Below are 17,000 nucleotides of genomic sequence, written 5' to 3' on the forward strand. Positions count from 1 at the left end.
ACGAGCAAGAGAAAGAGAATGAGAATGCGTACTTTCGCAAAATCCCTCGCAGCGATCGCTGCAGTATCAGCGCTGACGCTGACCGGGTGCGGCCGCGAAGAAGCGGCGCCCTCCGCCGACGGCGAGACCGCCGCTGCAGGCTTCGAAGAAGGATCGGCCATCGGCGTCGCACTCCCGCAGAAGACCTCGGAGAACTGGGTCCTCGCCGAGGAGCTCTTCAATGAGGGGCTGACCGAGGCCGGCTACGACCCCGACGTGCAGTTCGCCAACGGCGGCGTCTCCGAGCAGCAGAACCAAATCAGCTCCATGATCACCAACGGTGTGGAGGTCCTGGTCGTCGGTGCCATCGACGGCGCCCAGCTCGGCACCCAGCTCCAGCAGGCCAAGGATGCCGGCATCTCAGTCATCGCCTACGACCGCCTCCTGACCAACACGGAGAACGTGGACTACTACGTGGCCTACGACAACTTCCAGGTCGGCGAACTCCAGGGCCAGGCCCTGCTCGACGGCATGAAGGCCGCGAAGCCCGAAGGGCCCTACAACATCGAGCTGTTCGCCGGTTCGCCGGACGACGCCAACGCGAAGGTCTTCTTCGACGGCGCCATGAGCATCCTCCAGCCCGAGATCGACAACGGCAACCTCGTCGTCGTGTCCGGCCAGGAGACCTTCGACCAGGTCGTGACCCAGGGCTGGGAGGCGGAGAACGCCCAGAGGCGCATGGACACCCTGCTCTCCGGCAGCTACAGCTCCGAGGACCTCGACGGCGTCCTCTCCCCCAATGACACGCTCGCCCGTGCGATCCTGACCTCGGTCAAGGGTGCCGGCAAGCCCATCCCCGTCGTCACCGGCCAGGACTCCGAGGTCGAATCCGTGAAGTCGATCATGGCGGGCGAGCAGTACTCCACGATCAACAAGGACACCCGTGCCCTCGTGGAACATGCGATCGTGATGGTCAACGACCTGCAGGCCGGGAACGAACTCGAGATCAACGATCCCGATTCCTACGAGAACGGCGTCAAGACGGTCCCCGCGTACCTCCTCGAGCCGCAGATCGTCACCCAGGAGAACGCAGCGGAGGCGTACGCCGACAACGAGGAGCTGGCCCCCCTCACCCAGTAGCACCCGCCCGGAATCCTCCGGAAGCAGGACCTGAAGCGCCCCGGCTCCGGCCGGGGCGCTTCGTCGTGTCGGCGCCGGGGATGGACGCAGCTCCGACCAGCGGCGAGGATGGGTCCATGAACCCACAGCACCGCATGATCGTTCCCCCCTGCGCGGAAGCAGGAGCCCCCAGCCCGGTCGTCGCCACCGGCAGGCCGCTGAAGTGGGGCGTGATCGCCACCGGCGGTATCGCGTCCAAGGTGACGCAGGACATCGCCCTGCTCGAGGACGCCGTGCTCCATGCGGTCAGCTCCCGCAGCGCGGACAGTGCCGCCGCGTTCGCCGACCGCTTCGGGTTCGCCACCAGCTACGGCAACGACGGCGGCATGGCCGGCTACCAGCGCCTCGTGGACGACCCGGAGGTCGACGTCGTCTACATCACCACACCGCACGGCCAGCACTACGACGTCGCGAAGGCCGCCCTCACGGCGGGCAAGCACGTCCTGTGCGAGAAGCCCTTCACCATCAACGCGGCCGAGGCGGAGGAGCTCGCCGCGATCGCCGCCGACGGTGGGCTCTTCCTCATGGAAGCGGTCTGGACGCGCTTCCTGCCCAGCGTGAACCGTGCCTGGGAGATCATCCACTCCGGCGAGCTGGGTGACATCCGGTGGGTGCAGGCGGACCTCGGGTTCACCGCTCCGGAGGACCCGACCAGCAGGCTCTGGGACCCGGCGGCCGGCGGTGGCGCGCTGCTGGACCTGACGGTCTATCCGCTCACGTGGGCGCTGGGGTCCCTCGGCTTCCCGGATTCCGTGTCCGCCGTCGGGACGCTCAACAGTGACGGCGTCGACCTCCAGAACGCCGTGACCCTCGGGTACGGGAGCGGCGCGCATGCCCAGCTGTCGTCGTCGTTCATCGCCTCCTGCCCCGGCCAGGCGACGGTGTGCGGGTCGAAGGGCTGGCTGAAGACCGGCGGCGGGAACCTGCACAACCCGACGGAACTGACGATCAAGGCCGGTCAGGAGGAGGCCCGCGTGGAGCACTTCGAGCAGGCCGGCGCCGGCTACACCTATGAGCTGCGCGAGGTGACCCGCTGCATCCAGGAGGGCCTGACGGAGAGCCCGACAATGCCGATCGGCGACACGGTGAAGACGATGCGTCTGCTCGACGGCGTGCGCGCCCAGATCGGCCTGCGCTACGCGAACGACGCGGCCTGACCGGACACGCAGAGGCCGGTGTACCGCGGAGGCGGTACACCGGCCGGTGTGCGGAGGTGGGGGCCTACTTCGCGAGGATCGCCAGGACCTCCGACAGCTTCGCCGAAGGACGCATCACCTCTGTCACCTTCGCGACGTCGGGGTGGTAGTACCCGCCGATGTCCGCGGGTGACCCCTGGACGGCGAGCAGCTCGGACACGATCGTGTCCTCGTTGCCCGTCAGCGCCTCGGCCACCCGGGCGAAGCTCTCCGCGAGCTCGGCATCCTGCTCCTGCTCGGCCAGTTCCTCGGCCCAGTAACGGGCGAGGAAGTAGTGGCTCCCGCGGTTGTCGATCTCGCCGACGCGGCGGCTGGGCGACTTGTTCTCGAGCAGGAAGGTGCCCGTCGCCCGGTCGAGCGTGTCGGCGAGGATCTGCGCGCGGGCGTTCCCCGTCGTCGTCGCCAGGTGTTCGAAGCTGACGGCCAGGGCCAGGAATTCGCCGAGGCTGTCCCAGCGGAGGTGGTTCTCCTTCACGAGCTGCTGCACGTGCTTGGGAGCCGATCCGCCGGCGCCGGTCTCGAAGAGCCCGCCGCCGTTCATGAGGGGGACCACGGAGAGCATCTTGGCGCTGGTGCCGAGTTCGAGGATCGGGAACAGGTCCGTCAGGTAGTCGCGGAGCACGTTGCCCGTGACGGAGATGGTGTCCTGGCCCTGGCGGATGCGCTTGAGGGTGAACGCCGTGGCGTCGACCGGCGTCATGATCTCGAGGGTGACGTCGTCCGTCCCGTGCTCGGCCAGGTACTCCCTGACCTTCGCGATGAGATGGGCGTCGTGGGCGCGGCTCTCGTCGAGCCAGAACACGGCCGGCGTCGCCGAGGCGCGCGCGCGGGTCACGGCCAGCTTCACCCAGTCGAGGATCGCGGCGTCCTTGGTCTGGCAGGCGCGCCAGATGTCGCCGGGCTCGACGTCGTGCTCGATCAGCACCGTGCCCTCGCCGTCGACCAGCTGCACCGTGCCCGCGGCCTGGATCTCGAAGGTCTTGTCGTGGCTGCCGTACTCCTCGGCGGCCTGCGCCATGAGGCCGACGTTCGGGACGGTACCCATGGTGGTCGGGTCGAACGCGCCGTGGGCGCGGCAGTCGTCGAGGACGACCTGGTAGATGCCGGCGTAGCTGCTGTCCGGGAGGACGGCGAGCGTGTCGGCTTCCTTGCCGTCCGGTCCCCACATGTGGCCGGAGCTCCTGATCATGGCCGGCATGGACGCGTCCACGATCACGTCGCTCGGCACGTGCAGGTTGGTGATGCCCTTGTCCGAGTCCACCATGGCGATCGCCGGCCCGTCCTCCATGCCGCGGGCGATGGTCTGCCGGACGCCCTCGCGGACGTCCTCCGGGAGCTTGTCGAGACCGCTGAGGATGGAGGCGAGGCCGTTGTTCGGGCTGAGGCCGGCGGCGGTGAGCTGGGCGCCGTACTTCTCGAAGAGCTCGGGCAGGAAGGCGCGGACCACGTGGCCGAAGATGATGGGGTCGGAGACCTTCATCATGGTGGCCTTGAGGTGCGCCGAGAAGAGCACGCCCTCCTGCTTCGCCCGGGCGACCTGCGCCTTCAGGAACTCGTTGAGTGCGGCGGCGCGCATGACGGTGCCGTCCACGACCTCGCCGGCGAGCACGGGGAACGGGGCCTTGAGCACGCTGACGGTGCCGTCGGCCGCGACGTGCTGGATCGAGACGGTGCCGTCGGCGGGGATCACCACGGACTTCTCGTTGGAGCGGAAGTCGTCGCTCGTCATGTGTGCCACGTTGGTCCTGGACTCCGGCGTCCAGGCCCCCATGCTGTGCGGGTTCTGCCGGGCGTAGTTCTTGACGGACGCCGGGGCGCGGCGGTCCGAGTTGCCCTCGCGCAGGACGGGGTTCACGGCGCTGCCCTTGACCTTGTCGTACCGCGCGCGGACGTCCTTCTCCTCGTCCGTCGACGGGTGGTCCGGGTAGTCCGGCAGGGCGTAGCCCTGGCCCTGGAGTTCGGCGATGACCGTCTTGAGCTGGGGGACGGACGCGCTGATGTTCGGCAGCTTGATGATGTTCGCTTCCGGCGTCTTCGCCAGCGCGCCGAGCTCGGCGAGGGCATCCGCTTGTCGCTGGTCCTCGGTGAGGTGGTCACCGAAGAGGGCGATGATGCGCCCCGATAGCGAGATGTCCCGGGTCTCCACCTCGACGCCGGCCGTGGAGGCGAACGCCTCGACGATCGGCAGGAACGAGTAGGTGGCGAGCATCGGCGCTTCGTCGGTGTGGGTGTAGATGATTCTGGCCATGGGTTGGCGTCTCCCTGGTGCTCATGCGGTGTACGGGTGGTTGGGGGTTGCCCATCGGCTCTAACCTACCGAGCTTTTTCGGGCTTCGCCTCACGGCGGATGTGAGGCGGTGTCAGTGGAAGAAGTGGCGCGCACCTGTCAGGTAGAGCGTGACGCCGGCGGCGTTCGCGGCGTCGATCACTTCCTGGTCGCGCACCGATCCGCCCGGCTGCACGACCGCGCGGACCCCGGCGTCGAGCAGGATCTGGAGGCCGTCGGCGAAGGGGAAGAAGGCATCCGACGCCGCCACCGAACCGCGGGCGCGTTCGGTACCGCCCAGGGTGTTGGCGCGTTCGACGGCGAGCCGGCACGAATCGACGCGGTTGACCTGGCCCATGCCGACGCCGACGGAGGCGCCGTCGTTCGCGAGCAGGATCGCGTTCGACTTGGCGGCGCGGCAGGCCTTCCAGGCGAAGGCGAGGTCGGCGAGCGTCGCCCCGTCGGCGGCCTCACCGGCGGCGAGGGTCCAGCCCGCGGGGTCGTCGCCGTCCGCGTCGAGGGCGTCGGCGACCTGCATCAGCACTCCACCGGAGACCTGGCGGAACTCCACCGGGTTCCGCCCGTAGCCGTCCGGCAGGGTCAGGAGCCGGATGCTCTTCTTCCGGGAGAGGATGTCGACGGCCTCGGCCGAGAACGACGGCGCGATCACGACCTCCGTGAAGATCTCCTTCACGGTCCGCGCCATGCCCGCGCTGACCTCGCGGTTCGCGGCGATGACGCCGCCGAACGCGGAGACCGGGTCGCAGGCGTGGGCCTTCGCGTGCGCGTCGGCGATGGGGTCCTCCGCCGCGGCGGATCCGACGGCGACGCCGCACGGATTGGCGTGCTTGATGATCGCGACGGCGGGCTCGTCGAAGTCGAAGGCCGCGCGCAGGGCGGCGTCCGCGTCGACGAAGTTGTTGTAGCTCATGGCTTTGCCGTGCAGCTGGTCCGCCTGCGCGATGCCCGGCGTGGCACCCTTCTCGACGTACAGCGCGGCCTGCTGGTGCGGGTTCTCGCCGTAGCGGAGCACCTCGGACCGCTCGAGGGCGAGGCCCGCGTAGCCGGGCCAGCCGGCGCCGTCGTCGATCTCGAACTGCTCAGCGGTCCAGGAGGCGACGGCGGTGTCGTACGCGGCGGTGTGCGCGAAGGCGAGCGCGGCCAGCCGGCGTCGCGCCCGGAGGTCGAAGCCACCTTCCGCGGCGGCGGTGACCACGTCGCCGTAGCGCGCAGGATCGACGACGACGGCGACCGACGGGTGGTTCTTCGCCGCGGACCGCACCATCGCCGGCCCGCCGATGTCGATCTGCTCGACGACGTCGTCGGGCTCCGCCCCCGAGCGCACGGTCTCCACGAAGGGGTAGAGGTTCACGACCACGAGGTCGAACGCCTCGATGTCGAGCTCGGCGAGCTGGTCGATGTGCTCCTGGCGGCGGCGGTCGGCGAGGATGCCGGCATGGACCTTGGGGTGGAGGGTCTTCACGCGGCCGTCGAGGGTCTCCTGGAAGCCTGTCACCTCGGAGACCTCGGTGACGGGGACACCCGCGGCGGCGATGCGCTGCGCCGTCGAGCCGGTGGAGACGATGACGACGCCCGCGCGGTGCAGGCCCTGCGCCAGCTCCTCCAGCCCGGTCTTGTCGAACACCGAGATGAGTGCTCGGCGGATGGGGACACGGTCGAGGTGGGGCAGGCTCACGCAGATCTCCGTAGGTCGCTTCGCTGGGTCGCCGTCCAGTCTATAGGGGTGCCTCGGCCGGCACCCCCGGATGACGCATGGTGCCCGAGGGGGCAGGGAAGGCGCCTGGCGTACAGTTTTCCAGTACCCGCTCCCCTCCCCGAAGGCACCATGAGCATCAATACGCAACTCCCCACCGGCGATCAGGTGGTGCAGGACCTCCCCTGGCGCTGGAAGGTCCAGGGGAAGATCTTCCTCATCGGCGGCCTCGGCTTCATGTTCGACGCCTGGGACGTGACCCTGAACGCCTACCTGATCCCGCTGCTGATCGGCGACTGGGGGATCACCTCGGGCCAGGCGGCGTGGATCGCGACGTCGAACCTGATCGGCATGGCCGTGGGCGCGTTCGCGTGGGGGTCCGTCGCGGACATCATCGGCCGCAAGAAGGCGTTCACCCTCACCCTGCTCGTCTTCGCCCTCTTCACGGTCCTCGGGGCGTTCTCACCGGACATCGTCTGGTTCTGCGTGTTCCGGTTCCTGGCCGGCTTCGGCCTCGGCGGCTGCATCCCCGTGGACTACGCGCTCGTCGGCGAGTTCACGCCGCGGCGCCAGCGCGGCCGGGTCCTGACGGCCATGGACGCGTGGTGGCCGATCGGCGCCTTCCTCTGCGGCGTGGTGACGACGGCGATCGTCGCGCAGACCGGTGACTGGCGGTACACCATGCTCGTCATGGTGCTGCCGGCCCTCCTCGTGTTCTGGGTGCGCCGCAGCGTGCCCGAGTCCCCGCTGTACCTCGTGCAGCGCGGCCGGCGCGACGAGGCCCGGGCCGTCATCGACGACCTCGTGGCGAGGACCGGCGCCGAGGAGCGCCCGTGGCGCCTGCCGGAGCCCGAGGACACGCCCCGGCTCTCGCTCGGCAGCATCTCCGGACAGCTCACGGGCCTCTGGCGCTTCGACTGGCGCATCACCCTGACGGCGTGGAGCCTGTTCCTGACCATCCTGCTCGTCTACTACGGGGCCCTCACGTGGATGCCGCGTATCCTCATCGCCTCCGGCTACGCGCAGTCCGTCGCGTTCATCACCACCACGTTCATGACCGGCGTCGGCTTCCTCGGCGTGATCGCCGCGGCCCTGCTGGTGGAACGCGTGGGCCGCAAGTGGCTGCTGGCGATCACCGGGCCGGGCTCGGCCGCGCTCCTCGTGGCCTTCGCGCTGACCCTGGACCTGCCGGCGGTCGCCACGGCGTGGCTGCTGGCCTTCGGCTTCGTGGTGCAGGTGGCGATCCCCGTGCTGTACACCTACGTCTCCGAGCTCTACCCCACCGAGTTGCGGGGCAGCGGGTTCGGCTGGGCGTCGACCATCTCCCGCATCGGGGCGGGCCTCGTTCCGCTGATCTTCGGCACCCTCCTGTGGCCCTTGCTCGGCCTGCCGCTCACGTTCGCGCTCATCGGCGGTCTCGTGGTCCTCGCCGTCCTGTTCATGGCGTTCAACGCGCCCGAGACGAAGGCCGCCCGGCTGCGCTGACCGGCCCCGGGCGGGGCCCGGTGGACACGTCCGGATCGACGGGGACCAGGAGTCCGAAATAGTTTTCGCGTAAATTGCGCGCGGAGGATTGACTCGTGGTGTGACGTCGGACACGCTGGTGCCTGACCCCCGAAGGAGACCCCGTGAAACCACGCCACGCCACCGTCGTCGTGCTGACCGCCCTTGTTGCCGGTTCCGTCGCCGCACCCCCCGCTCTCGCCGCCCCGAAGAACCCCGCAGACCCCTCCGCCGCGTCGGCCCGGCACTCGCTGCGCACCGCGGTCACGGACGAGAACTTCTACTTCGTCATGGCCGACCGCTTCCAGAACGGCAGCACGGCCAACGACGACGGCGGGCTCGGCCCCGATCCGTCGGTGTCCGGCTTCGACCCCACCCGGAAGGGCTACTACAACGGCGGCGACCTCCAGGGCCTGCTCCAGGAGCTCGACTACATCCAGGGCCTGGGCACCACCTCCATCTGGCTCACCCCGAGCTTCAAGAACCGCGCCGTGCAGCCGGAGGACAACTCGGCCGGCTACCACGGCTACTGGATCACCGACTTCACGCAGATCGATCCACACCTCGGTACCAACGAGGACCTCAGGACCCTCATCGATGCCGCACACGCGCGAGGCATGAAGGTCTACTTCGACATCATCACCAACCACACCGCGGATGTGATCGGCTACGACGCCGGCGAGCGCGCCCCCTACGTCTCCAAGGACGAGGAGCCGTACCGCGACGCCGACGGCACCGCGTTCGACGACCGCGACTACGCGGGCACGGGCACCTTCCCCGAGCTCGACGCCGCGACCTCCTTCCCGTACATCCCCGTGGTGCCGGAGGCCGACAAGGACCTGAAGGTCCCCGAGTGGCTGAACGATCCCACGCTCTACCACAACCGCGGCGACACGACCTTCGCGGGCGAGGACGCCTACTACGGTGACTTCTTCGGCCTCGACGATCTGTCCACCGAGCACCCCGTGGTGGTGGACGGCATGATCGACATCTACAGGACGTGGATCGCCGACTTCGGCGTGGACGGCTTCCGGATCGACACCATGAAGCACGTGAACGACGAGTTCTGGCAGGAGTTCGGCCCCGAGGTCCTCTCCTACGCGCAGCAGCAGGGCAAGGACGAGTTCTTCATGTTCGGCGAGGTCTTCGACACCACGAAGTCCTTCACCTCGCAGTTCACCACGCGCAACCGCATGCAGTCGGTCCTCGACTTCCCGTTCCAGGCCGCCGCCCGCGGCTACGCCTCGCAGGGCGCGCCCGCAACGGATCTCGAGCGCTTCTTCGCCGGCGACGACTGGTACACGGACGCGGACTCCAACGCCTACAGCCTGCCGACCTTCCTCGGGAACCACGACATGGGCCGGATCGGCGGCTTCATCGCGAGCGACAACCCCGGCGCGGCCGACGACGAGCTGCTGGCGAGGGACACCCTGGCACACGAACTCATGTACTTCTCACGCGGCAACCCGGTGATCTACTACGGCGACGAGCAGGGATTCACGGGCCCCGGCGGCGACCAGGACTCGCGGCAGACGCTGTTCGCCAGCCAGGTCCCCGAGTACCTCGACGACGACCTGCTGGGCACCGACGCGACCCACGCCACCGACAACTTCGACGCGACCCACCCCCTGTACCAGGGCATCGCGACCCTCGCCGACGTCACCGCGGAGCACCCGGCCCTGCGCAACGGCGCCCACCAGCACCGGTACGCCTCGGACGGCCCGGGCATCTACGCGTTCTCCCGGACCGACGCGAAGGACCAGCGCGAGTACGTGGTGGCACTGAACAACAGCACCGGGCCGAGGACCGCCGCCATCCCCACCTACGCCGGCAAGCGCACCTTCGGCCTCGTCCACGGCGACGCGCCCCAGCACGCGAAGTCCGCGGCCGACGGCACCCTCACCGTCACCGTCCCCGCACTGTCCACGGTGGTCTACGAGCTGTCGGGGAAGATCCCGCACTCCAAGGCCGCACCGGCGATCAGCCTCCAGCAGCCGGCACCCGCCGCCGAGGACAACGGCCGCATGAAGGTCGCTGCCGACGTCGCCGGCTCGTCGTTCTACGAGGTCACCTTCGAGGCCCGCACCCCGGGCTCCCCGTGGACGAGCATCGGCACGGACGACAACGCGCCGTACAGCGTCTACCACGACACCAGCGCACTCCCCGCCGGGACGGCGGTGGAGTACCGCGCCGTGGTCCTCGACAACGCGCGGCACACACGGACCTCCGCGGTGGCGTCGGCCACCGTCCCGCAGCCGCGGCTGACCATGGGCCTTCCGGCCGAGGGCACGCAGGTCCAGGGCGAGGTCGAGGTGACCGCCACCGCGAGCCCGGAGAACTCCGAGTACGCCGTGACCCTCGAGCGCAGCATCGCCGGAGGGGCGTGGACGGCGATCGGTTCGGACGACTCGTCGCCGACCTACACCGCCGTCGACGATCTCGCGGCCCTCGACCTCGCCGAAGGCACCCAGGTCCGGTACCGTGCCGTGCTCGGGACCTCGGTGAGCGACATCAGGACCGTGAGGGTCGGCTCGGTCGTCGACCAGCCCGGTTCCGTGGCCGTGGCCGGCAGCCTCGATTCCGAGCTGGGCTGCGGCGGGGACTGGGATCCGGCGTGCGACCAGGCGCAGATGACCTTCGATGCCGCCTCGCAGACCTGGATCCTCGAGGTCGCCGACCTGCCCGCCGGCAGCTACGAGTACAAGGCGGCGCTCAACCGCAGCTGGACCGAGAACTACGGCGCCGGCGGCGGCCGCGACGGCAGCAACATCGCACTGCAGCACGCGGGCGGTCCGGTGACCTTCGTGTACGACCACCGCACGCACGTGATCGGCACGCGCTAGCCGGCGTGCCACGCGTGACGGCGGCCGGGACCTCCTGGTCCCGGCCGCCGTCACGTCCGGGTCAGAGCCAGTCGTTGCGCTTGAAGGCCCAGTACAGGCCGCCGCCCATCGCGACCATGAGCAGGAGCGCGAACGGGTAGCCGAGGCCCCAGTGCAACTCGGGGATGACATCGAAGTTCATGCCGTAGATCGAGGCGATCAGCGTCGGCGCGAAGAGGATCGCCGCCCAGGACGAGATGCGCTTGACCTCCTCGCCCTGCCGCAGCGACGTCTCCGTCATGCGCGTCATCTCCTCGTTCTGCCGCTGGGCCACGAGGGTGGAATGGACCGTCAGGGCGTTCTGCAACAGCGTGCGGAACGTGTTGATGCGCTCGACGATGCGGATCACGTGGTCCTGCACGTCCCGGAGGTTCCGCGCGAGCTCGTCGTCCATCCGGTACTTCTCCGAGCCCCTGAGCAGGTCGTCCATCATGGCCTCCAGGGGCTGGGCGGCGCGCTGGAACTCGATGACCTCGCGGTGCAGCTCGTAGATCCTCCGTGAGACGTCCGGCGCTCCCCCGAACAGCTCGTTCTCGATCTCGTCGATGTCGTTCTCGAGTCCCTGCACCACGGGCCCGTACTCGTCCACCACCTGGTCGAGCATCGCGTACAGGACCGCCTGCGGTCCCGTGCCGAGCAGCTCCGGGTCCTCCTCGAGCCTCCGCCGCACGATCCCGAGGTCCGGCGATTCGGCGTGCCGGACGGTCACCACGAAGTCGTGGCCGATGAAGATGTGCAGCTCGCCGAACTCCACCTTCTCCTCCACATCGAGGTAGCGGGCGGGCCGCAGCACCACGAACAGGGTGTCGCCGTAGCGCTCGAGCTTGGCGCGCTGGTGCCCGTTGGTGGCGTCCTCGACGGCGAGGTTGTGCAGCCCGAATTCGGCCTCGACCGCCTGGATCTCCTCCCGCTCGGGGCGGTAGAGGCCGATCCAGCCCATGCCGCCGCTGTCCCGCATGAGCTCGAACGTCTGGTCCAGGGTCTCGGGGTGGATGCGCTTCTTCCCGCCGACGTAGACGGCGTTCGCGACCAGCGGCACCTCAGGCCCCGGCCCGACCGGAGACCGCGGCAGCGCCGGCCAGCCCGGCGAGGGTCTCGATGAGGAGCCTGCGCTCCTCGACCTTGATCCGCTCGTGGAGCGTCTCCTCGGTGTCACCGGGCAGGACGGCGACCGCGGCCTGGGCGAGGATGGGGCCCGTGTCCACGCCCGCGTCGGCGACCATGACGGTGCAGCCCGTCACCTTCACGCCGTACGCCAGGGCGTCGCGGACGCCGTGGGCGCCCGGGAAGCTCGGCAGGAGCGCCGGATGGGTGTTGAGATAGCGGTCGGGGAAGGTGTCGAGGAAGTGCTGGTCGACGATCCGCATGAAGCCCGAGGACACCACGTAGTCCGGCTCGTGCGCGGCCACGGCCCCGGTGAGGGCGCGGTTCCAGTCCGCCCGCTCCCCGTACTGCCGGAAGTCCACCTCGAACGTCGGGATCCCTGCCGCGGCCGCCCGTCGGACGCCGCCCGTGCCCGGCCGGTCGGCCCCCACGGCGGCGATGGTCACGGGGAGACGGCCCTCGGCGACGGCGTCGATCACGGCCTGGAGGTTGGACCCGGAGCCGGAGACGAGGACTACGATGCGCATGAACCAACCTTAGGGTCTCCCCTCGCCTAGGGTTGAACCATGGCGAGGCGAGGAACCACCAGGCAGCAGGACACCGACCAGGCCGGACCGCAGGGTCCCGGGACGGCGCCCAAGGCACCGGACGACCCCGCCACCGCGCGCGCCTCGTCCGCCAGGTTCTGGCTGCGCCTGTTCTTCGGGGCACTCCTCGGCGCGTCGCTGACCAGCAGCCTGGTGCTGCCGTGGAAGGTGCTCGCGCTCGTCCTGGCGCTGTTCGCCCTCGCCGCCGGCGTCGTCGGGCTCGTCAAGGCCATCGGCGCGAAATTCCCCCGGTTCGTGGTCCTCGCGACGTCCCTGGGCCTGGCCGCCGCGCTGTTCCTCACGGCGGGCACCGCTGCGTCGATACTCCTCTGGCCCATCACGCAGACGTACGAGGACTGCATGTCCCGCGCCCTGACCCTGCAGGCGCAGGGCGACTGCGAGGACGGCCTGAGGAGCCTCGACGGGTTCGGCGGCTCCTAGGGTCCCGCGTGGGCACGCGGCTCAGCGCCGCCGCGGCTCCCGCTCCAGCAGGGGCCCGAGGGCATGCCCGAGCAGGGCGCCGACGGCCACCTCCAGCGCGAGCCACAGACCGACCGCCAGCGGGTCGGGGCCCAGGTCGGTGAAGCGGCCCAGGCCGAGCGAGGCGCGCGAGAGCAGGGCGACGGCGGCCCCGCACAGTCCGGCCGTGATGCCGATGAGTCCGGCGAGCGCGAGGGTGGACGCCGTCGAGGTGAGCCACCGCCTGCTGCTGTGCAGCACGAGCCACTCGTCGAAGTGGTTCTCGCCCTCCCGGAAGAACCACCAGCCGGCGAGGAGTCCGGCGAGGACCGGGATGGCCAGCGCCGCGTACCCGTAGTCGAGCGTGCCCGCGGGGAGCGCGCCGAGGATGGGCAGGGCGGGCAGGGGACCCACGGTGCTGGCCAGCGGCGTGAGGGAGCTGCCCGTGCCGAGGGCGAACCCGGCACCCGTGGACCAGGACATCGTCCAGAGGGCGAGGTTGGGCAGGAGCCCCAGCTGGAGCAGGGTGATGACGGACGCGCCGGCGATCCCGCCGTCGATGCGCTCGTAGATCGCGGCGATGCCCGCCCAGTTCAGCCCGATCGCTACGGCGAGCAGGGCGGCCGAGAGGGACGCGGCGACGAGGACGGCGATGAATCCCGACCGGACGATCGACCAGGCGTAGGACCCGGCCCAGCGGGAGTGCTGGCTCGCACGGCCCACCCAGGCCGCGAAGTCCACGCCCACCAGGCGGCTCCAGGCGCCGGCCTCACGGTAGGCGCCGGTGATGAGTCCGATCCCGGCGGACACGGGAGGGATCAGGGCGCCCGCAACGAGTGACACGGACGCGTCGGGGGTGCCCGACACATACGCGATGCCCGCACCGATCGCCGCGTAGGTGAGGAGAGCACCGAGCAGCGCCTGCCAGAGCTGGTCGGTGTACGATGCCCGGGCGAGCCGGCGCCCCGCACGCCAGGCGAGGAACAGCGGCACGAGGATGAGCCCGAGCGGGACGACGTGCAGCAGCCCCGACACCGCCTCGCCCCCGGCCGGGCCCGGAGGGAAGTGCAGCACGAGGGGCACCCCGTGCATGACCAGCCAGCCCTGGCCCGCCAGGCGGGCGGCGGACTCCGCCGTCCGGTCCGCGAATCCCCCGGTGAACCATACGGCGGCGACCGGGAGCACCACGAGCAGGGCCGAGATCACGGCGGCCTGTCCGAGTTCGAGCACCCCCTGGAGCCACAGGGGCATGGGAAGGGCGCGGGGCTTGGTGGGGATTTTCATCCCTCCCATGGTGCCACCGGCAGGGGCCCGCGCCACCCATCGACGCGGGATGAACAGGGCCCGGGGACGGCATGCCGCTGTCACCCGAAGATGTCGAGGAGGCCCTTGACGACGGCGAGGCCTGCGCCGATGAACGCGATGACGATGACGAACGCGCGGGCCTGGGAATCACGGACGAAGCGCCCGAGCTTCTCCCCGGCAAAGATGCCGGTCACGATGACCAGCCCGATCGCGATCCACATCCACGGCGCGAGGACGGGTGCCTGGGCCGGGTCGAGGAGCAGTTTGGTGACCAGCGTCACCGAGCCGATGCAGACGAAGAAGGGCTGGAGCGTCGCCGCGAAGGGGCGCTGGGGCCAGCGTGCGAGGAGGGCGTACGCACTGACGGCCGGGCCGCCGACCCCTGCCATCGAATTGGTGACGCCGGCGGCGAAGCCCGCGACCGCCTTCGGCGTATTGCCGCGCACGACGACGTCGGACCGCTGGAGCACCAGGGAGACGGTCAGCGCCACGAGGACCACGGCGCCGACCGTGACCGACAGCGGTGCGGGCGGGAGGGAGACCGCGAGGAACGAGCCCGGGATGGAGCCGAGCAGGGACGGGACGACGAGCCAGCGGAACATGCTCCAGTCGATGTCCTTCCAGACCCGGCCCACGATGATGGCCGAGGACACCACGCCGCAGAGGTTCACGAGGAGGACGCCCTCGTGCGGTCCGAGGATGATCACGAGGAACGGGGCGATCAGCAGCGCGAAGCCCAGGCCGGCGATACGCTGCGCGATGGCCCCCACGAGGATGGAGGCCAGCACGATGCAGAAGATGCCGAGAGTCACCCAGCCACAGTACGCCCGGGCAACCATCAAGCCCTCCTCCGTGACCGAGCACCACGGCGGTACGCTGGGCCCATGACGGCCCTCACCACCGCACTGGCCACCGCGGACTGGCGCCGGCGCGTCTTCCGCCTCTACGACGACGTCCGCGAGCGCGCCGCCTCCGCATCGCCCGAGGCCGCCCACGCCGTGTGGCGGGAGGGCCGTGACGAGCTGTTCCGCACCCACCCGGCGTCGGCCCTCGGGCGCGGCGCGAGGGAGTCGTTCGCCGGGCTCGCGGTAGCGCCCTACGACCCGACCTTCCGGTTCGAGGCGGAAGTGGACGACGACGGCGCGGGTCGGGCGATGGACGTCGCGACCGGCACGGACGGCGTCGTCCCGTTCCGCCGCCTCGGCAGCGTGCTGCTGCCCGGGCTGGGGAAGCTCGCCCTGTGGAAGCTCGGCTCCTACGGCGGCGGGCTGTTCCTGCCCCTGCGCGACGGCACCTCGGGCAGGGCCGGCGGCGCGTACGGCGGCGGGCGCTACGTCCTGGACACCGTCAAGGGTGCCCACCTCGGCGAGGGGCGCGACCCCGGGCGCCTCGTGGTGGACCTCAACTTCGCCTACAACCCGTCCTGCGCCTATGACGAGGCATGGGCCTGCCCCCTGCCCGGTCCGGACAACCGGCTCGCGGACGACGTCCCGGTGGGCGAGCTCTACCGGGAGTACTGACGCCCGACACCGGACGGGTTCATTTCCTCCGACGTTCACCCCGGCGCCACCCTGCGGCGGCCGGCCCTCCGCCTGCGCGGGCGACCGTAGGGGTGTGAGGATAGCCATCGTCGCAGAATCGTTCCTGCCCCACATGAACGGGGTCACCCACTCGCTGCTCAAGGTGCTCGCCCACCTGCGGGGCCGCGGCGACGACGTGCTGGTGATCGCGCCGGCCTCGTCCTGGCTCGACGAGCCCGCGCCGTCCCGGGTGGAGGGCTTCCCCGTCCACCTCCTCCCGTCCCTCGCCCTGTCGGGGTACGCGGACGTCCGGCTGGCCGCCGGGACGGTCGCCCGCGTACGCCGCATCCTCGCCGCGTTCGGGCCCGACGTCGTCCACGTCGCCTCGCCGTTCGTCCTCGGCTGGCGTGCCGTGCAGGCGTGCGAGCAGCTCGGCATCCCCACGGTGTCCGTCTACCAGACCGAGGTGCCCGCCTACGCCGCCCGGTACGGCGTGCCCTGGCTCGAGCCGCTGCTGTGGCAGCGCGTCGAGAACATCCACGACGCCTCCACCCTCACCCTCGTGCCGTCCACGTTCGCACTGGACCAGCTGCGGTCCCGCGGTGTGCAGCGGCTCAACCTGTGGCGGCGCGGCGTCGACACCGAGCGGTTCTCCCCCACCCGGTACGACGCCGCGTGGCGGGCGACGGTCGCGCAGCCGCACGAGCGCATCATCGGCTACGTGGGCCGGCTCGCGGCGGAGAAGCAGGTCGAGGATCTCGCCGTGCTGGACCCGCTGCCGGGGACGCGGCTCGTGATCGTCGGTGCCGGCCCGCAGCAGGAGAGCCTCCGGGCCCGGCTGCCGCGGGCGCACTTCGCCGGGTTCCGGACGGGGACGGACCTGGCCCGTATGGTCGCGTCCTTCGATCTCTTCGTCCACCCCGGCGAGTCCGAGACGTTCTGCCAGACCATCCAGGAGGCCATGGCGTGCGGCGTCCCGGTCGTCGCGGTGGGCCGGGGCGGCCCGCTGGACCTCGTGGATCCGTCCCGCACGGGCTGGACGTACACCCCGGGTGACCTGCAGGGGCTGCGGACCGCCGTCGTCGACCTCATCGGTGACGACGCCAAGCGGCGCGCGTTCGGCCGGGCAGCGCACGCCTCGGTCCAGGGGCGCACGTGGCCCGTGCTCTGCGAGCAGCTCGTGACCTACTACGACAAGGCCGTCACGGTCCAGCGACGCCGGGTCCATCTCGCCGACACCCTGGCCGACAGGGTGCGGAGGGCGTCCCGGTCCGACTGATCCGTACCCCGGAGGGCTGGACGCCGC

13 protein-coding genes are annotated in these 17,000 nt (G+C 70.5%); 7 read left to right on the top strand and 6 right to left on the bottom strand.

Features of this window, described 5'->3' with window-relative positions; all coding sequences use genetic code 11:
• Window positions 1-18: 18 nt before the first annotated feature.
• Window positions 19-1,119 carry a sugar-binding protein gene (locus tag CXQ92_RS14620; protein ID WP_104168486.1) on the top strand — a complete coding sequence of 367 codons (1,101 nt, stop codon included), beginning with the start codon at window positions 19-21 and terminating at the stop codon, window positions 1,117-1,119.
• Window positions 1,120-1,235: 116 nt separating this feature from the next.
• A complete protein-coding gene (locus CXQ92_RS14625; protein WP_104168487.1) occupies window positions 1,236-2,315 on the top strand; it encodes a Gfo/Idh/MocA family protein in 1,080 nt (359 codons plus the stop codon).
• A gap of 64 nt (window positions 2,316-2,379) precedes the next feature.
• Here CXQ92_RS14625 and CXQ92_RS14630 read toward each other — a convergent pair whose 3' ends face one another.
• Window positions 2,380-4,602 carry an NADP-dependent isocitrate dehydrogenase gene (locus tag CXQ92_RS14630; protein WP_104168488.1) on the bottom strand — a complete coding sequence of 741 codons (2,223 nt, stop codon included), beginning with the start codon at window positions 4,600-4,602 and terminating at the stop codon, window positions 2,380-2,382.
• A gap of 112 nt (window positions 4,603-4,714) precedes the next feature.
• Complete coding sequence (gene purH / locus CXQ92_RS14635) at window positions 4,715-6,316, bottom strand: bifunctional phosphoribosylaminoimidazolecarboxamide formyltransferase/IMP cyclohydrolase (protein WP_104168489.1); 1,602 nt, start codon at window positions 6,314-6,316, stop codon at window positions 4,715-4,717.
• Between the two features lie 150 nt (window positions 6,317-6,466).
• Between purH and CXQ92_RS14640 the strand changes: the two genes are divergently transcribed.
• Window positions 6,467-7,819 carry an MFS transporter gene (locus CXQ92_RS14640; RefSeq protein WP_104168490.1) on the top strand — a complete coding sequence of 451 codons (1,353 nt, stop codon included), beginning with the start codon at window positions 6,467-6,469 and terminating at the stop codon, window positions 7,817-7,819.
• A 143-nt stretch (window positions 7,820-7,962) separates the two neighbouring features.
• Complete coding sequence (locus tag CXQ92_RS14645) at window positions 7,963-10,680, top strand: alpha-amylase family glycosyl hydrolase (protein WP_258069967.1); 2,718 nt, start codon at window positions 7,963-7,965, stop codon at window positions 10,678-10,680.
• Between the two features lie 61 nt (window positions 10,681-10,741).
• Here the strand turns inward: CXQ92_RS14645 and CXQ92_RS14650 are convergent, their stop codons facing one another.
• Both CXQ92_RS14650 and purN read right to left on the bottom strand, forming a co-directional pair.
• Window positions 10,742-11,758: a magnesium and cobalt transport protein CorA gene (locus CXQ92_RS14650; protein WP_104168491.1), complete on the bottom strand. Its 1,017-nt coding sequence runs from the start codon at window positions 11,756-11,758 to the stop codon at window positions 10,742-10,744.
• Window position 11,759: 1 nt separating this feature from the next.
• On the bottom strand, window positions 11,760-12,350 hold the full coding sequence (gene purN, locus CXQ92_RS14655; protein ID WP_104168492.1) for a phosphoribosylglycinamide formyltransferase: 591 nt from the start codon (window positions 12,348-12,350) through the stop codon (window positions 11,760-11,762).
• Between the two features lie 39 nt (window positions 12,351-12,389).
• On the opposite strand from purN, the gene CXQ92_RS14660 reads away from it, so the two are divergent.
• Entirely contained in the window at window positions 12,390-12,851 is a 462-nt protein-coding gene (locus CXQ92_RS14660) for a hypothetical protein (RefSeq protein ID WP_104168493.1), read from the top strand.
• Window positions 12,852-12,872: 21 nt separating this feature from the next.
• Here the strand turns inward: CXQ92_RS14660 and CXQ92_RS14665 are convergent, their stop codons facing one another.
• Window positions 12,873-14,153: a DUF6350 family protein gene (locus CXQ92_RS14665; RefSeq protein WP_104168494.1), complete on the bottom strand. Its 1,281-nt coding sequence runs from the start codon at window positions 14,151-14,153 to the stop codon at window positions 12,873-12,875.
• Between the two features lie 80 nt (window positions 14,154-14,233).
• On the bottom strand, window positions 14,234-14,986 hold the full coding sequence (locus CXQ92_RS14670) for a sulfite exporter TauE/SafE family protein (RefSeq protein ID WP_258069968.1): 753 nt from the start codon (window positions 14,984-14,986) through the stop codon (window positions 14,234-14,236).
• 72 nt (window positions 14,987-15,058) lie between these two features.
• Between CXQ92_RS14670 and CXQ92_RS14675 the strand changes: the two genes are divergently transcribed.
• Both CXQ92_RS14675 and CXQ92_RS14680 read left to right on the top strand, forming a co-directional pair.
• On the top strand, window positions 15,059-15,694 hold the full coding sequence (locus CXQ92_RS14675) for a DUF1684 domain-containing protein (protein WP_104168496.1): 636 nt from the start codon (window positions 15,059-15,061) through the stop codon (window positions 15,692-15,694).
• Between the two features lie 94 nt (window positions 15,695-15,788).
• Entirely contained in the window at window positions 15,789-16,973 is a 1,185-nt protein-coding gene (locus tag CXQ92_RS14680; protein ID WP_104168497.1) for a glycosyltransferase family 1 protein, read from the top strand.
• Window positions 16,974-17,000 lie beyond the last annotated feature (27 nt).

Source organism: Arthrobacter sp. SX1312 (assembly GCF_002929295.1).
Classification (GTDB): domain Bacteria; phylum Actinomycetota; class Actinomycetes; order Actinomycetales; family Micrococcaceae; genus Arthrobacter_D.